Raw genomic sequence first — 16,739 nt, forward strand, 5'->3', positions numbered from 1 at the left:
AAACCTGGAAGTGGTCAATACTTATGAAGGTACCCATGATGTACATGCCCTAATTCTAGGTCGTGCTCAAACAGGTATTGCTGCATTCTCCAACTAAATGCAGATCAACTTCTAGCCAGCAATGCTGGCTAGTTTGTTTTGGCTGACTTTAATTAAAGTCAGCAAATCAAGTTCTGGGATGGTTTTTTAAAATCTAGTCAGTTTCAGAATTAAAGCTCAATTAAACATTCTATGTTTCATTTAATTAATTAGGTGAAACATAAACTTTTAAAAGGCACAGGAGTGCCAGCAAAGTGTAAAGGACATTATGAATACGCTTAATTCACAACAAAATCTTCTACCAGAAGAAAATATGCCTAAGAAAAAGGTCTGGATTCTGGCTTTTGTCTTTTCATTTTTAGCGTTATTGGTAGATGGTGCAGATCTTGCACTATTAGCCTACAGTCTAACCAGCCTCAAACAAGAATTTTCTTTAAGTAGTATTCAGGCAGGTGCACTTGGTAGCTGGACACTTGCTGGTATGGCCATTGGTGGCTTTTTTGGTGGCTGGGCTTGTGACCGCTTCGGGCGAGTTCGGGTGATTGTTGTTGCGATCGCTTTATTCTCTTCATTAACCTTCTGGCTAGGCTTTACTCAAAGCTATGAAGAATTCAAATGGTTGCGATTCTTTTCAGCAATTGGCTTAGGTGCCCTCTATATTGCCTGTAATACGCTAATGGCAGAGTATGTGCCAACAAAATATCGTTCTACAGTACTTGCTGCTTTAATGACAGGTTGGACACTTGGTTCAGTCGTTGCCACTGTACTTGCAGGATGGTTACTTCCAGAATTAGGCTGGCGTTACCTTTACTATATCGCCATTGTTCCGATTGTTCTTGCCATTGGCATGTTCTTCCTGGTACCAGAACCACAAGCCTGGTTAAAGGCGCGTCAAGAGAGACTGGCAGCCAAAGCCAGCGGCGTGGTGCAGGAAAAACCGAAGAATACGTTTAAAATGATCTTTGCCGATGCTTTAAGCCGTCGCATGTTCATCCTCTGGTCGTTCAGTACCGCATTTTTACAGTTTGGTTATTACGGTGTAAGTAACTGGTTACCGGCTTATCTGGAATCAGATCTCGGTATTAAATTTAAAGAAATGACCACCTATATGATTGGGACCTTCCTGATCATGATGTGTACCAAAGTGATCGCAGGCATTATTGCGGATAAAATTGGCCGTCGTGCAGTATTTGCTTTCGGTACCATGGGCACTGCAATCTTTATTCCAATTATTGTCTTTGGCAACACACCGGACAATATCTTATGGCTGATGCTGTTTTTCGGATTCCTTTACGGTATTCCATATGGCATTAACGCGACTTATATGACTGAAAGTTTCTCTACCAAAGTCCGTGGTACAGCTACAGGTGGTGCTTATAACATTGGCCGTCTAGGCGCAGTATTGGCACCTTTAACCATCGGTTATTTTGCGCAAGGTGGCTCAATTGGTACAGGTCTACTCATCATGAGTGTGGCTTATTTTATTTGTGGTTTGATCCCGGCCACTTTCATTAAAAACCGTTTATTTGACCCACAAAAAGCTGACTAATTAATTAATCAAATATTTATAAAGACAGGAAGATGCTAGGAAGCAATTAAATGAATAAAATCACACAGGATATCGAAACTATACTCAAGCAGATTCCAGATGGTGCGCATATTATGACTAGTGGCTTCGGTCTGGCAGGACAGCCAATCGAACTGATTGAAGCTTTGATTGATATTGGTCCTAAAGATTTGACCATCATCAACAATAATGCTGCTTCTGGTGACCGTGGCCTAACCAACCTGTTATTGTCAGGACTGGTGAAAAAAATGATCTGTTCATTTCCTCGTGCCAATAACTCAAAGGTGTTTGAAGAGCTGTATAAAGCTGGAAAGGTTGAACTAGAGTTGGTACCACAAGGCAACTTGGCTTGCCGTATTCAGGCAGCGGGTGCAGGTTTGGGCGCTATTTTTACACCTACAGGATACGGCACTAAGATTGCTGAAGGCAAAGAAACCCGCCATATCAATGGCAAGGACTATGTACTGGAATATCCAATTCATGCGGACTATGCCTTGGTTTATGGTAATCAGGCTGATCAATGGGGCAATTTAACCTATCGTAAAGCAGCCCGAAACTTTGGCCCGTTAATGGCAAAAGCAGCCAAAACCACGATTGCCCAAGTGCATGAAATTGTAGAACTAGGCGAGCTTGATCCAGAGATTATCGTGACGCCGGGTATTTTTGTGCAGCATGTGGTGAAGGTAGGAGATATCAAATAATGACAATTCAAAAACGTACACGCGAACAGATTGTAGAAAAAGTTGCACAGGATATTCCGACCGGTTCTTATGTGAATTTAGGCATTGGCTTACCAACACGCGTTGCTGGTTATTTAAAACCTGAACAGGATATTGTCCTGCATTCTGAAAATGGTATTCTGGGTTTTACCGCTTTAACTGATCCTGAACAGGCTGATGATGATCTGATTAATGCCGGTAAAGAACTGGTCAGCATGCTCGATGGCGGCAGTTTTATGAACTCTGCGGATTCCTTCGATATTATGCGTGGTGGCCATTTAGATTTCTGTATTATGGGCGCCTTTCAGGTTGCTGTGAACGGTGATCTCGCTAACTGGCATACCGGTGCACTGGATGCGGTTCCAGCGGTGGGTGGCGCGATGGATCTGGCGGTTGGTGCTCGCTGTGTTTATGTTTGCATGGAACATGTCACTAAAAATGGCGAATCACGAATTGTGGAAAAGCTGACTTATCCAATTACTGGTAAAAACTGCGTTGACCGCATTTATACCGATTTGTGCATTATTGAACTCAAAGATAATCAGGCTTGGGTGCTAGAAATGGTGGATGGCTTGAGTTTCGAAGAACTTCAGCAACAGACAGGTTGCAAGTTACTTGATGGCCGTGCAGCTGCACAGTTAAAAGCATCTGTATAATAATTCTATCAATCATTTAAACATGATTAGAAATCGCAGCTTAGGCTGCGATTTTTTTATGTGTTGTATTTTTTGCGCTAAGTTATGCATTCTAAAAGCGGACATTTCTATTTTTAGCTTACAATTAAATTTTGTATAATCGCCATTATGTTAAATGAGGAGCTATTACATCTATTTTATAAGTTCTTATAGCTGTAAAAAATTCTTCTGTTTAAACTACATTTTTCATGAAATATAAGAAATTATTTATATGCTCAATCAAGAACTTGGACTGACTTTTAAAGGCTTAATGTCACTTATAAAGAATAATCCGCTAAACGAAACTTCTAAAATTAAATATGTACGTCACAAGAGCAATGGAGAATTTTCAGAACTTTTTGATAATGTATTCTTGAACATTGCTGAGCTAGAGGAATATCAGAGAATACAAAGTAAAAGTGTATTTAAAAATATTGATTACATAATATCTTTTTTGGGTACAGAAGGACAAAAATCTTTATTTTGGGGAGTATTTAAGGTCATAAATGAAAAATATAGTGAAAATAATCTTTATGAATATGAACTAGAAGAAATGCCACAATTTAGTGAACTTAAGTTCAGAGTGGTAGTTGACTGGGGGAGAGCTACTCTATCTTGGCATCAGCACTATACCTCTGATAAACAAATCATTGAAATATTGCCTAAAGGCTCTCTAGATAAATTTCCTGGCTATGAAAACGTTCATCTATCATGGAAAGAACTTACCAGAGTAATTAGAACAGACTCTTGGAAGACTGCATTACAGAATCAAAAGGCAGTTTATTTAATTACAGATATTTCTAATGGGAAAAAGTATGTTGGTTCAGCTTATGCTGAAAATATGCTTCTTAATAGATGGCAAAACTATGCACAAAGTCGTCATGGGGGAAATCTTCAATTAAAGCAATTGCCGTTAGAGCATATTGAAAATAACTTTTATTATTCAATTCTTGATATTTTTAAAGCTAAAACAGACGATAAAGTTATATTGAGTCGAGAGAGTTGGTGGAAAAATACGTTATTAACAAGAAGATTTGGCTATAACTCCAATTAACTATTTATTTAATCTTTATAAAAATAACATAATACACGTTATACGGAAGTATTTTTATTTATCTTTATAAATCATAGTCTTACCCTATAAAAAAAGCCCAATCATCACAGATTGGGCTTTTTTTATAATTTTTCATGTTTCAGGTTCAATGAATAAGCAATGTTCCACGATTTTATGTAGTCTCATTTAACTATAAACGGAAAAAATGTCCCGATGCAATAAGAATAAATATCCAAGTAATTATGGTTTAGTAACATTCTCTATTTAAGTGTTAAGTGAAAAAAGAATTCAATACTTGACCTGAAAATGATGCTGGCAGGAGCCGAGTTCTTTTTAAACTGGGGAGCATTTCTAAATTTCACAGCAAAGAATTCAAAATAGAAATGCAGAGATAATGTGTCATGTACTGCGCACCCAATCTTATATTCTATGAGTGCACAATGTATGAGTCTAAATCGATTAGGATTGGGACTGAATATTGACCAGATTGCGTTCGCGGCTTAGGTCATAGCGGTTAATACTAAAGATGAGCAGGGCAAAGCCAAAGCCCAATGCAACACAGGCTGACCAACCATACATTTTCCATAGGTTTAGCGATAGAAATGCACCGATCCCGGCACCTGAAAAATAACAGGTCATATAGATTGCATTAATACGGGAACGGGCTTGTACCGAGATTCGATATACCAGATTCTGATTTAACACATGCAGTGAAGAAATCCCAAAATAAGCGGGAATTAATCCAATGATATACACCCATAAATAGCTTTGCGCAAAAAATAACGGAATCCAGGCCAGAATTAAACCCATGGTAGCAAGTTGTGCAACCCATTTTTCCCGATGTCGACCAATCATTTTACCGGTCCATTGTGATGACCAGATGCCAACCACACCAACAATACCCATTAACCCAATCTGGAAATCATTAAAATGATAGGGTGCTTCCGCCAGTACAAAAGTCATGGTGGTAAAAATAATACTCAGCATACCAAAGCCCAAACCACCAATGATGCTACGTCGGATCAGCATGGGTTCGGTTTTGGCAAAGGTAAATAGTGAGCGATAAATCTGTAAGATACTCATTTGTAATTGGCTCTTTGCTTTAGGTAACTGATACCACATAGCGATACTGAGCAAGAGAATAGAACAGCCACTCAAAAGGTAGACTGCATGCCAGGACCATAGGGTAGAAATCAGTCCTGATACAGTCCGGGCAAACAGAATACCGACCAGTACGCCACTCATCAGCAGACCAACCACTTCAGCACTTTTTTCTCGTTGGGAAAGGTTGGCAGCAAAAGGAATCAGAATCTGGGTGGTAATCGAACAAAAAGAAGCGAGCAGGGTAAAACCATACAGCATATGCAGGTTGGTACTGGCAGAAAGTCCGATTAGCGCCAGTCCGGTACATAGCATGAGGCTGCAAATATAGAGGCGTTTTTCAAACAAATCGCCTAAAGGCACAAACAAGAATAACCCAGTGGCATAACCAATCTGGGTTAAAACGACAGTCCAACCAGACTCAGCCACACTGATATGCAGATCTTCTGCGATAGAATAAATTAATGGCTGGTTAAAATAGTTACAACCCGCGCAGAGTGCGCAGGTCATGGCCATCATAAACATAAATTTTCGTGAAATTTGCCCTTGGGCTGACATCCTTGTCTCCTAAGGCTTTAGAAACTATAAGTCGCTGATAAATTCACACGAGAAACATCCGCTTCTCGATTATCAAAAGTTTCACGTTTGCCGTGGTGATATTCTGCGCCCAGATTAACCTTTGGAACTGGAGAATAAATCACGTTAGCCATATAGTCAGTTAAACGTTTATTGGTTTCAGGATTCGCGCGTGCATAGTCGCTGGAATCATCAAAATCTACCACGCTGGCATTAATGCTACTACGTAGTTTTGGCGTAAATTTATGCGTAAAGCCGATATTTAAACTATTAAACTCATTGAGTAAAAGTTCGTTATTGATTGGATCGACTGAATAATCTCCACCCCAAGCAGCACCATCGGTTGTTGAACCTTGAGTCAAGAAAGCTGCAATACGCTGGTCACCGACCATATGGAAATAGTTACCCTGGATCGAGTTTTGATCATTGAGATGATAACGTCCACCAAGACCTACACCCCAACCAACTTTTTCAATATCACCTGTATCAGTTTGCGCCTGCTTTTGATTGACAAAGCCTTGAGCTAATAAATGCAGCGGACCTGATTGATGAATATATTTAGTGGTTAAAGCAGGCAAGGCAGAAGAGCGATCGCCACCAGCCATATACTCCAGACCAACATTCCAAGTATTTTCCGGATCAAGTTTGAAAGCATAGCTGACTTGAGGCGTACGTAGGACCGACCCACCCAGTAATAAGCTGTAATCGACAGCTTCAGTACTAATTTCTGGTGTCGACATTAATGACCAGGCCTGACCAAAAGTCCAGTTATAGTATTTTAAATGTGCATGACGGATACGTAGTCCACCATCGCCTTTACCATTATTGGTCCAGAAGTCAGCTTCTAAACGTGCAGAAACATTTGGATTTCCACCCAAGCCTTTAGCCAGGAAACCAATTCGGCTGGCAGCAGCAGTAAAATCTGAACGGGTAGAGTCAGGTTCAGTAAAAGGCACTTTATTAATCTGGTTAATAGTACGGCCACGAGCTTCAGGGGTACTTTTGAAATCAACTGCGCCATCAAAGCGAATCAATCCATAAACATCGACATTATCCACCATCGAACTCAGCGTTTTAGAGTCTTGTGCTTTGGCTTCTTCTTGCTGGTTCTTTAACGCAAGTTGCGCGGCTTTCTGCTGTTCCAGTTCGGCCTGGATTTGCTTTAACTGTGATTCTAAAAACTGCATCCGGTCTTCTGACGCTTCTGCTGAAAATGCCTGTGCTGAAGCAATACCACATAATGTTGCTAAAACTAATTTTTTCATTTCTTAATCCCTAAAGAAATTTTCTGATATCTAAGAAGGAAAATCTTTCCTTGTCGTTGCTCTCATTGCTAAATGCAGAGATGCTGACTTTTGAATAATGAATACGAATCTCGTTCAACCAAGAAACATCCTGTTCAGGTCAAAGGGTATGTATTCGATATTTAAAGTCATAAAAATATAGATGAAGGAGGGCAGTAAATTTACCGCCCTCTTGAGTTAAAAGTTATTCAGCTTTTTGTGGATCGTATAAACGGTCCTTAATAAACAGGGCAGGAATCAAACCGCATAGGAAGTAAGCTGCACCCATCACCAATAGACCCGTACCGATCGAACCATTCATCGCAAGATAACCAATCGTAATTGGAGCGAAGATTGCACCGATACGACCAATATTGAACGCACCGCCAACTGCTGTACCACGTACTCCAGTAGGGAAACTTTCGGTTAGATAGGTTGCATTAATGGCATATGGAATACCGTACAGGAATCCGAAGATCAGCATCAGTACACCAATATTATCGGCATTGTGCATATACACCACGACAGGAATAAACAGTGCTGTTCCCATGGTGCCGAAAGCAAATACGATACGACGACCAATTTTGTCAGCCACATAACCTGCAATGATTTTGGCGAACATCATGGTGATAAAAGTACCTACCATGTATAGCGCCATTTCCTTGAATTTAATGCCTAATTCAGCTTCAAGATAACTTGGTAACCAGTTGCTTACACCGAAATAACCGAATAGCAGGAAACCAGAGCTGAAAGACCAAAGGATGAACATCTTGCCATGGGTTTTATCTTTAAGAATGGTGATATATGGGTTGCCTTTTTTGGCATCATTATCCACGATCTGACCAGTTCTTTTCATTTCACGGACACGTTTCCATGATTCTGGCTCTGGCACCATAAAGTGCATTAGGATACCTAAAGCTAATGGAGCAATCGTGATCCAGTACAGCATACGCCAGCCGAATTCAGGAATGATCCAGCCTGAAATCATGGTAATCACCAATGAACCTAAAGTGAAACCGGTCATCAATGTTGCCAGTACCGTAGTACGGTATTTGGTTGGTACATACTCAGACATCAGAGTATTACAGGCAATATATAAACAGCCCAAACCTAAGCACGAAAGGGTACGTAAAATCGCAAACTCTTGATAAGACTGGGCAAAACCTGAATAGGCAGACAAGATTGAGAAGGAAATAGTGGCCAATACGATGACACGTACACGTCCAAACTTGTCACAGGCCCATCCGCCAATAAAGCCACCGATCCCCATACCCAAAAGAGAATAACTTCCCAAGGCACCGGCCTGTACAGAAGTCAGCCCCCATTCTGCTTTCAAACTGGTCAAGCTGAAGGCCAGAATACCAATGTCTGCACCGTCACATAGTAAAATCAAAAAAGCAAAGACAAAGGCCGTCATCCACAGGCGTTTAGGTGCCTGCTTAATGGTGCCGTCGGAGGAGACCCCCGTTTTAGTTTCCTCAGCTACGATGGTATCGCTTGTCATTCTTATATCCTCTATATATTAAAGTAGCATTCCTCTGCTACCGCTAAATCCATTTTCTTCCTCACGGAAAAGCATTTTCCTCATCTAAGGTCTAAGCGTCTGTGCGCATTCGCCCTGTTACGATCAGGCTGGATCTGATTTTTCCGTTTCACCTTGAGTAAAAAATCACTGAACAACGTAGTATCCTTATGACGGAAATTAATTTTTTTATTTTGTATTGTGGTTAATATTTACATAAATAAATAACCAAAATTCGAATTAAATAATTAATTCCGTATTGCGAAATCAATTAATCATAAAATAACCAACTGAACAAGAGTTTTTACTCTAATTTTTATTAAAAAATAACTTTTTTACGTTTTTGAGAGAAAAAATCTTGATTTATGGGTCTAGAAACCGTAGTTTTATATAAAATAAAATTTCGCTATACAAAATAAATGGAGATTTTTGATGGAACAGGTAGTTCAAGTAGAGCAAATCTCGACACATGTGGCGATGGTCAAGATCCATCGTCCAGAAGCTAAAAATGCCCTGAATACAGAAGTGCGCCAGAAACTGGCTGCGGCTTTTCTGCAATTGAATGACGATGAAAATATCCGTGCCATTATTCTCACTGGCGGTGAAACTGATTTCGCTGCAGGCGCTGACCTTAAAGAATTAGCCAATGCTGAAACGATCCAGATGATGCAACGTCGTACTGAGCGTTACTGGCAAGCCATTGCGCAGTGTTCAAAGCCGGTGATTGCAGCAGTAAACGGTTATGCATTGGGCGGTGGCTGTGAACTGGCGATGCATGCGGACATTATTATTGCCGGAAAAAGTGCCCAGTTCGGTCAGCCTGAAGTCAAAGTAGGGGTAATGCCGGGTGCTGGTGGTACACAGCGTTTATTCCGTGCCGTGGGTAAATTCCATGCGATGCGTATCATCATGACGGGTTGTCTGGTACCAGCGCCGGAAGCTTATCAGATTGGCCTGGTGTCTCAAGTAACGGAAGACAGTGAAACCCTGGCAACAGCAATCAAAATGGCTGAAGGTCTGGCAAAAATGCCGCCAATCGCGCTTGAACAAATCAAGGAAGTGGCTTTACTGGCTGAAGATGTGCCACTCAATGCTGGCTTAATGCTGGAACGTAAATCTTTCCAGATGCTGTTTTCTTCAGAAGATCAAAAAGAAGGTATGCAAGCCTTTATTGAAAAACGTAAACCAAATTATCAGGGACGATAAGCATGAGCATTCAAATTCAGAAAATCGGTATTATTGGCGTAGGCACCATGGGTGCGGGCATTGCCCAGATCGCAATTCAATCTGGTCATGATGTGGTGCTGTTTGATGCCAAAGCGGGTGCTGCTGAACAGGCACAGGAAAAGCTGGCTAAAACATTAGATACCCTGGCTGATAAAGGTAAATTCAGCCATGAAAAAGCTGCTGAAGATCTTGCTCATTTATCCATTGCCCAGCAGATCGAAGACCTGAAAGATTGCGATTTAATCGTTGAAGCGATTATTGAAAATCTGGAAATCAAACAAAAGCTGATGCAGCAACTGGAAGGTATCGTAAAACCGGAAGCAATTCTGGCATCCAATACATCTTCACTGTCTATCAGTGCGATTGCCGCCAATTGCAGCCAACCGGAACGCGTTGCCGGTTATCACTTCTTTAACCCGGTTCCACTGATGAAAGTGGTTGAGGTCATTGAAGGCTTTAATACCCGTGCTGATATTGTGGATGCGCTTACTCAGTTATCTACAAAAATGGGACATCGCCCGGTAAAAGCCAAAGATACCCCAGGATTTATCATTAACCATGCTGGTCGTGCCTTTGGTAGTGAAGCCTATGCGATTCTGAATGAAAATGTCACTCCATTTTATGACATTGACCGCATCTATCGTGACGGCATCGGTTTCAAGATGGGACCATTCGAGTTAGGCGATCTGACCGGAATGGATGTATCTCATCCGGTAAGTGAATCAATTTATCACCAATACTATGAAGAAACACGTTACCGCCCAAGCGTGATTACCCGCCAGCGTTTTATTGCTAAACAGCTAGGCCGTAAAACTGGTAAAGGTTTTTACGATTATACCTCGGGGAGCAAAGTAGGTGATGTGGCTCCAACCTTGGTTGAAAAGCTGGATCAATATCCATCGGTTTGGCTGGGTACAGAATATAACGAAGACCGTCAAGCGCTTGAGCAATATCTACAGCAGTTCAACATCCAGATCGAGCAGACTGACGCACCTTCAGCAGATGCTTTAATCCTAATTGCGACTTATGGTGAAGATGCCACTTCAGCCGCAGTCCGCTATCAGGTGTCTCCGCAGCAAGTAGTCTGCATTGATCTGCTTTATGGCCTAAATAAACACCGTACCTTGATGCCAACGTTTGTCACCAAAGCTGAACTGGTAAACGCAGCGCAATCGATTTTCAATCTGGATGGTGTGACTGCAAGCACAATTCAGGAAAGCGTTGGTTTTGTAGCACAACGTGCTTTGGCCATGATTGTGAATCTTGGCTGTGATATTGCCCAGCAAGGTGTTGCAACCGTAGAAGATATCAACGTTGCCGTGAAGTTAGGCCTTGGTTATCCATACGGCCCAATTGAATGGGGCGATGTACTGGGTGCGGAAAAAATTCTGAAAATTTTAGACCGCATGACTGCAATTACCCGTGACCAGCGTTACCGCCCAAGTCCTTGGTTGCGCCGCCGCGTTCATCTCGGTTTACCTCTTGTTCATACTACACATTAATTAAAAAGTTAAAGGAATAACACTCATGTTAAATGCCTATATTTATGATGGTTTACGTTCTCCAATCGGTCGCCATGCAGGAAGCCTGGCAACTGTACGTCCAGATGATCTGGCAGCAACAGTCATTAAAAATCTGCTAGAAAAAACCGGTATTCCAGCAGCTGACGTAGAAGATGTAATCTTTGGTAGCACCAACCAGGCCGGTGAAGACAGCCGTAACGTGGCTCGTTTTGCGGCACTGCTTGCAGGTATGCCTGTGACCGTTCCAGGTCAAACTGTAAACCGTCTTTGTGCTTCAGGCTTGGGCGCTGTGATTGATTCAGCACGTGCCATTACCGCAGGTGAAGGCGAGCTGTATATTGCAGGTGGTGTAGAAAGTATGACGCGTGCACCGTTTGTAATGGGTAAAGCTGAAAGCGCGTATTCACGTGATGCCAAAATCTATGACACCACGATTGGTACACGTTTCCCAAACCGTAAATTTACTGATCAGTTTGGCGCGCACAGCATGCCAGAAACAGGTGATAACGTCGCTGAAGAGTTTGGCATTACGCGTGAACAGGCAGATACTTTTGCTGCTGCATCACAAGCGAAATATCAAGCTGCAAAAGAAGCAGGTTTCTTTGAAGGTGAAATTACCCCAATTGAAGTTTCACAAGGGCGTAAATTACCGCCTAAATTAGTGACTGAAGATGAACATCCACGTCCATCTTCGACATTTGAAGCATTATCCAAGTTAAAACCGCTTTTCGAAGGTGGTGTAGTCACTGCGGGTAATGCATCAGGTATCAATGACGGCGCTGCAGCACTGATTATCGGCAGTGAAAAAGTTCAGGAACAGTATGGCTTAAAACCTTTAGCTCGTATCCTGTCTTCTGCAGCCGCTGGCATTGAGCCACGCATCATGGGCGCAGGTCCAATCGAAGCAATCAAAAAAGCCGTTAAACGTGCAGGTTTGACGCTAGATGATATGGACATTATCGAAATCAATGAAGCATTTGCCAGCCAGGTGTTATCTTGCCTGAAAGGTCTGGATGTTGCATTTGATGATCCGCGTGTGAATCCAAACGGTGGTGGTATTGCGATTGGCCATCCATTGGGCTGTTCAGGTGCGCGTTTGGCCTTAACCGTCGCACGTCAATTACAGCGCACTGGTAAAAAATATGCCGTGATCAGTTTATGTATCGGTCTGGGTCAAGGACTGGCGATGGTGATTGAAAACCCTGAAGCTGCATAACAGCTTTAGTCATCGTATTAATGCCATGTATAGATAATATACATGGCATTTTTTATTAGACTATTTATATAGAAATAAAAATCCCTGCATATCGCAGGGATTAATTAAATCAGCGTAAGGATTATTTGCGGTCAGTGACCAATAAAGTTGCTGAACCAAAGGCATAAATTTTACCGTCTTTGTCGACAATTCGGCCTTCTGAGGTCAGCACATTGCGTCCGATCCGGATCACTTCACCAATGGCTGTATAAGTTTCACCATTTTTCATGGCTTTGAGCATTTTGACATTCAGGTCAATAGTGGAAAAACTGACACCAGCATCAACTGTGGTATGCACTGCTGCACCAGTTACGCTATCCAGAACAGTGGCGCAAAATCCACCATGAATGCCGCCTTGCAGATTGAAGTGACGTTCATCTGGATAAACTTCATATTCCACATAGTTTTCATGGACGACACTGAGTTTCATGGGAATCAGTTGTCCCATCGCTGAACCAGGCAATTCGCCATTTTTAATTGCGGTTAGATATTCAAGTCCATTCATTTGAGCTGTAGTCATATCGTTTCCCTTTAATAAAATATTTCGCTTTATGAAATAATATTCTGTTTTTATAAAATTATGATATAACAGATAGTGATCGAAATGCTATATTTTTCTAGGATGGAATGATGACAATAAAAAATCTCGTTACAGCTGCTGAATGGCAGGCACGCTGTGAACTGGCAGCGCTTTATCGCATTATTGCGCATTATCGGATGACTGACCTGATTGATACCCATATCAGTTTAAGAGTTCCAGATCAGCCTGACTGCTTTCTGATTAATCAATATGGGGTCGCATTTGAAAAAATGCGTGCTTCAACGCTGGTGAAGATTAATCATGAAGGACAGGTGGTAGAAAGCTATGAACAAGACAAGCCAGTCAATATGGCAGGCTTCGTGATTCATTCTGCGATTCATGAAGCACATCCTCATCTGAATTGTGTCATTCACACCCATACCGCGGATGGAATTGCTGTTTCTGCACAGAAACACGGGCTTCTCCCAATTTCCCAGCACGCCATGAAATTTTATCAGCATGTGGCCTATCACGAATATGAAGGCGTTGCGCTTTCAACTGACGAACAAGAACGCTTGATTCAGGACTTGGGCGACCATCGTGCCATGATTTTACGCAATCACGGACTATTAACGGCTGGGGAGACCATTGCACGGGCTTTTCATGAAATTTATTTTCTGGAACGCGCCTGTCAGGCACAGGTGAAAGCCTTAAGCGGCGGTGCTGAATTGCATTATCCAGCAGAAGAAGTCCGAATTAAAACAGCCAAGCAGTTCGCGAGTCCTCTCATTGAACCGATATTACAGCGTGCCTGGCAGGCCGCTTTGTCCCTGATTGAGCATCAATATACGGAGTATGCATCATGATTGTTATTTCCAGTTCTGTACCGAATATTGAGGTCATTCTGATCAAGTCTTTTCAAAAATATGCGCCTGCAGGCAGTTTCTGTACAGTGGACAGCCCTGAAGCTGAACGGGCAACCACAGTTGCTGCCTGGTTTCCAGATCTGGAAAAAGTGCAGCAGCTACCAAAGCTTGGCCTGATTCATTCGATTGCTGCTGGGGTAGAACATTTAAACTTAAATGCTGTACGCCCAGATCAAGCCGTTTGCCGGGTACTGGATCCACATCACCAAAAGGGCATGTTTGATTATCTGCTTTGGGGCGTGCTGTATTTTCAGCGTTATTTTGACTGCATGATCCAGCAGCAAAAGCAGCAGCTCTGGAAACAGTATCGTCAAAGTTATAGCCATCATATCCAGATCGGGATTATGGGACTGGGGCATATGGGCGGATACGTAGCAGAACGCTTTGCTGACATGGGCTATCAAGTCTCTGGTTGGTCGAATTCCCCAAAAGATATCAATCAAGTTAAAAGTTATGTGGGCCAAGAACAGCTTTCCGAGTTCCTGGCTCAAAGTCAGATTCTGATTAACCTGCTACCCCTTACCGAAGAAAATACCGGGATTCTTTCTGCTGAATTATTTCAGCAACTGCCTGAACAGGCAGTTTTGATTCATGTCGGGCGTGGCCAGCATTTAATCGAGCAGGATTTATTGGATGCACTGGATTCTGGTCATCTGCGTGGTGCGATTGTTGATGTATTTGAGCAGGAACCGCTGCCTGCTGACCATCCATTCTGGCAGCACGAAAAAATTGTGGTGACACCACATGTGGCCTCACATGCCCCAATGTCTGCGGTGGTAGAGCAGATTCTGGAAAATGACCGCCGTTTAAATCAAGGCCTGGATTTGTGTCATCAGGTGGATGTCAATAAAGGCTATTAATTGTAGGGATACAGATAAAAAAATAAGGAAATTGATGATGTGGGAAATGATTCAGACTCAGGTTCAGCAAGGCGTCGCTACTTTAAGTTTTAATCGGCCAGATTCACTGAACAGTTTTAACCGGCAAATGCATGAGGAAGTGCAACAGGTTTTGAAAAGCTGGAATACGAATCCGGATATTCGGGTGATTGTGATTCTGGGTAATGGCCGGGCATTTTCTGCGGGGCAGGATTTAAAAGAACGGGCTGGACAGCTTGGCAATGTACCTTTGCCACCAGAGGGTTCGCTGGCTAAATACTATAATCCTTTGATCAACCTGATTCGCAAAAGCCCTAAACCTGTGATTGCAGCGGTAAATGGTGTGGCTGCCGGTGCAGGGGCTAATATCGCACTGGCTTGCGATCTGGTCATTGCCAAGGAAAGTGCCAAATTTATTCAAGCCTTTTCTAAAATCGGCTTAATTCCTGATGCCGGCGGTACCTGGATGTTGCCGCGTTTAATTGGTTATGCACGCGCTATGGCATTAACCTTACTCGGTGAACCTGTGCATGCCAAAGAGGCTGCTGAAATGGGCATGATCTGGAAAATGATCCCTGATGCAGAATTTGATGCTTATATCGAAGAACTTGCACAGCGACTGGCACAACAGCCGACCTATGCACTGGCTTTAACTAAACAGGCGCTGCAACGCAGTGCTGAAAATAGCATGGATCAGCAACTGGAGCTGGAACAAAACCTGCAATATCTGGCCCTGAGTAGTCAGGATTATAAAGAAGGTGTACAGGCCTTTGTCGAAAAACGCCCCGCACAATTTACCGGACGCTAAGGAGAGCATTCATGAAAATTCAAACGCGTATTACCGAGCTTTTAGGCATTCGTTATCCGATTATTCAGGGCGGCATGATGTGGGTCGGTACTGCAGAAATGGCCAGTGCAGTCTCCAATACAGGTGGTTTGGGAACGCTGACGGCATTGACACAACCTACACCTGAAGCGCTGACCAAGGAAATTGCACGCTGCCGTGAAATGACAGATCAGCCTTTTGCAGTAAATCTGACTTTATTGCCCGCTGTAAACCCACCGCCGTATGCCGAATATCGACAGGCTATTATTGAAAGTGGAATCAAGATTGTAGAAACGGCAGGCAACAAACCACATGAACACATTGAAGCCTTTAAACAGCATGGCATCATTGTGATTCATAAATGTACCTCGGTACGTCATGCACTTTCAGCACAAAGAATCGGCGCGGATGTGATCTCGATTGACGGTTTTGAATGTGCTGGTCATCCGGGTGAAGACGATATTCCTGGACTGATTCTGATTCCAGCAGCCGCTGATCAACTCACTGTACCGATTGTAGCCAGTGGTGGTTTTGCGGATGGTCGTGGTTTGGTGGCAGCACTTGCTTTAGGTGCAGAAGGCATCAATATGGGAACACGTTTCTGTGCCACACAAGAAGCGCCGATCCATCCAAATATCAAGCAGTTTTATGTCGACAATGATGAACGGGCAACGCATCTGCTTTACCGTCAGTTCAGGAATACTGCGCGTGTTGCGAAGAATGCAGTATCTGATCTCGTCGTTAAAATGGGTGAAGATCCAAATCTGGAATTTGAACAGATTCGCCCTTATGTCAGTGGCTTAAAAGGCAAGCTGGCTTTGGAAAATGGCGATGTTAATGCAGGCATACTGACAGCAGGTCAAGTAATGGGATTGATCCATGACATTCCAACCTGTCAAATGCTGATTGACACTATCATGCAAGAAGCAGAACAGATTGTTCAGCAACGTTTGGCTCAGTTTTTCCCGCGCTAGATCGTTTCATTTTGATCATTTAATCAAAAGCCATTCATTACCGAATGGCTTTTTTATACCAAAGTTTTAATTTTT

General features: G+C 42.6%; 16 protein-coding genes. 12 read left to right on the forward strand and 4 right to left on the reverse strand.

All coding sequences use genetic code 11. The features are described 5' to 3' along the window. From RJ01_RS16555 to RJ01_RS09350, 5 genes are all read left to right on the forward strand, one after another. A partial coding sequence (locus RJ01_RS16555) for a hypothetical protein (RefSeq protein WP_227504418.1) occupies positions 1–97 on the forward strand: 97 nt, incomplete at its 5' end. A gap of 210 nt (positions 98–307) precedes the next feature. After that, positions 308–1,588: an MFS transporter gene (locus RJ01_RS09335; protein ID WP_034170866.1), complete on the forward strand. Its 1,281-nt coding sequence runs from the start codon at positions 308–310 to the stop codon at positions 1,586–1,588. A gap of 50 nt (positions 1,589–1,638) precedes the next feature. Continuing rightward, positions 1,639–2,307 (forward strand): 3-oxoacid CoA-transferase subunit A, encoded by a 669-nt coding sequence (locus RJ01_RS09340; protein WP_005235708.1) that lies wholly within the window; start codon positions 1,639–1,641, stop codon positions 2,305–2,307. Beyond that, entirely contained in the window at positions 2,307–2,981 is a 675-nt protein-coding gene (locus tag RJ01_RS09345) for a 3-oxoacid CoA-transferase subunit B (protein ID WP_034170867.1), read from the forward strand. Before RJ01_RS09340 ends, RJ01_RS09345 begins: the two co-directional genes overlap by 1 nt. Before the next feature lie 250 nt (positions 2,982–3,231). Beyond that, complete coding sequence (locus RJ01_RS09350; RefSeq protein ID WP_034170868.1) at positions 3,232–4,053, forward strand: GIY-YIG nuclease family protein; 822 nt, start codon at positions 3,232–3,234, stop codon at positions 4,051–4,053. Positions 4,054–4,512: 459 nt separating this feature from the next. Here the strand turns inward: RJ01_RS09350 and RJ01_RS09355 are convergent, their stop codons facing one another. The 3 genes from RJ01_RS09355 to RJ01_RS09365 form a co-directional block, all read right to left on the reverse strand. Further along, positions 4,513–5,712: an MFS transporter gene (locus tag RJ01_RS09355; protein WP_034170869.1), complete on the reverse strand. Its 1,200-nt coding sequence runs from the start codon at positions 5,710–5,712 to the stop codon at positions 4,513–4,515. A gap of 17 nt (positions 5,713–5,729) precedes the next feature. Further along, a complete protein-coding gene (locus RJ01_RS09360; RefSeq protein WP_034170870.1) occupies positions 5,730–6,995 on the reverse strand; it encodes a DcaP family trimeric outer membrane transporter in 1,266 nt (421 codons plus the stop codon). Positions 6,996–7,218: 223 nt separating this feature from the next. Next, entirely contained in the window at positions 7,219–8,517 is a 1,299-nt protein-coding gene (locus RJ01_RS09365; protein ID WP_034170871.1) for an MFS transporter, read from the reverse strand. A gap of 450 nt (positions 8,518–8,967) precedes the next feature. On the opposite strand from RJ01_RS09365, the gene RJ01_RS09370 reads away from it, so the two are divergent. The 3 genes from RJ01_RS09370 to RJ01_RS09380 are packed head-to-tail and all read left to right on the forward strand — an operon-like array spanning position 8,968 to position 12,501. Beyond that, positions 8,968–9,741: an enoyl-CoA hydratase gene (locus tag RJ01_RS09370; RefSeq protein ID WP_004785705.1), complete on the forward strand. Its 774-nt coding sequence runs from the start codon at positions 8,968–8,970 to the stop codon at positions 9,739–9,741. Between the two features lie 2 nt (positions 9,742–9,743). After that, positions 9,744–11,264: a 3-hydroxyacyl-CoA dehydrogenase gene (locus tag RJ01_RS09375; protein WP_034170872.1), complete on the forward strand. Its 1,521-nt coding sequence runs from the start codon at positions 9,744–9,746 to the stop codon at positions 11,262–11,264. A 25-nt stretch (positions 11,265–11,289) separates the two neighbouring features. Next, on the forward strand, positions 11,290–12,501 hold the full coding sequence (locus tag RJ01_RS09380; protein WP_005235695.1) for a 3-oxoadipyl-CoA thiolase: 1,212 nt from the start codon (positions 11,290–11,292) through the stop codon (positions 12,499–12,501). A gap of 121 nt (positions 12,502–12,622) precedes the next feature. On the opposite strand, the gene RJ01_RS09385 is transcribed toward RJ01_RS09380, so the two are convergent. Beyond that, the gene (locus RJ01_RS09385; RefSeq protein WP_004785711.1) at positions 12,623–13,060 is read right to left on the reverse strand and encodes a PaaI family thioesterase; all 438 of its coding nucleotides are present in this window, start codon (positions 13,058–13,060) and stop codon (positions 12,623–12,625) included. A 110-nt stretch (positions 13,061–13,170) separates the two neighbouring features. Between RJ01_RS09385 and RJ01_RS09390 the strand changes: the two genes are divergently transcribed. From RJ01_RS09390 to RJ01_RS09405, 4 genes are read left to right on the forward strand one after another with little or no spacing between them, the layout of a single operon-like run. Next, on the forward strand, positions 13,171–13,926 hold the full coding sequence (locus RJ01_RS09390; RefSeq protein WP_004785712.1) for a class II aldolase/adducin family protein: 756 nt from the start codon (positions 13,171–13,173) through the stop codon (positions 13,924–13,926). Next, complete coding sequence (locus RJ01_RS09395; RefSeq protein WP_034170873.1) at positions 13,923–14,846, forward strand: glyoxylate/hydroxypyruvate reductase A; 924 nt, start codon at positions 13,923–13,925, stop codon at positions 14,844–14,846. Before RJ01_RS09390 ends, RJ01_RS09395 begins: the two co-directional genes overlap by 4 nt. A 37-nt stretch (positions 14,847–14,883) precedes the next feature. Further along, positions 14,884–15,672 (forward strand): enoyl-CoA hydratase-related protein, encoded by a 789-nt coding sequence (locus RJ01_RS09400; protein WP_005235693.1) that lies wholly within the window; start codon positions 14,884–14,886, stop codon positions 15,670–15,672. A gap of 11 nt (positions 15,673–15,683) precedes the next feature. Then, positions 15,684–16,664: a nitronate monooxygenase family protein gene (locus tag RJ01_RS09405; protein WP_005235692.1), complete on the forward strand. Its 981-nt coding sequence runs from the start codon at positions 15,684–15,686 to the stop codon at positions 16,662–16,664. Positions 16,665–16,739: the final 75 nt, after the last annotated feature.

Origin of the sequence: Acinetobacter sp. YZS-X1-1, assembly GCF_000804305.1 — a bacterium.
GTDB lineage: Bacteria > Pseudomonadota > Gammaproteobacteria > Pseudomonadales > Moraxellaceae > Acinetobacter > Acinetobacter variabilis.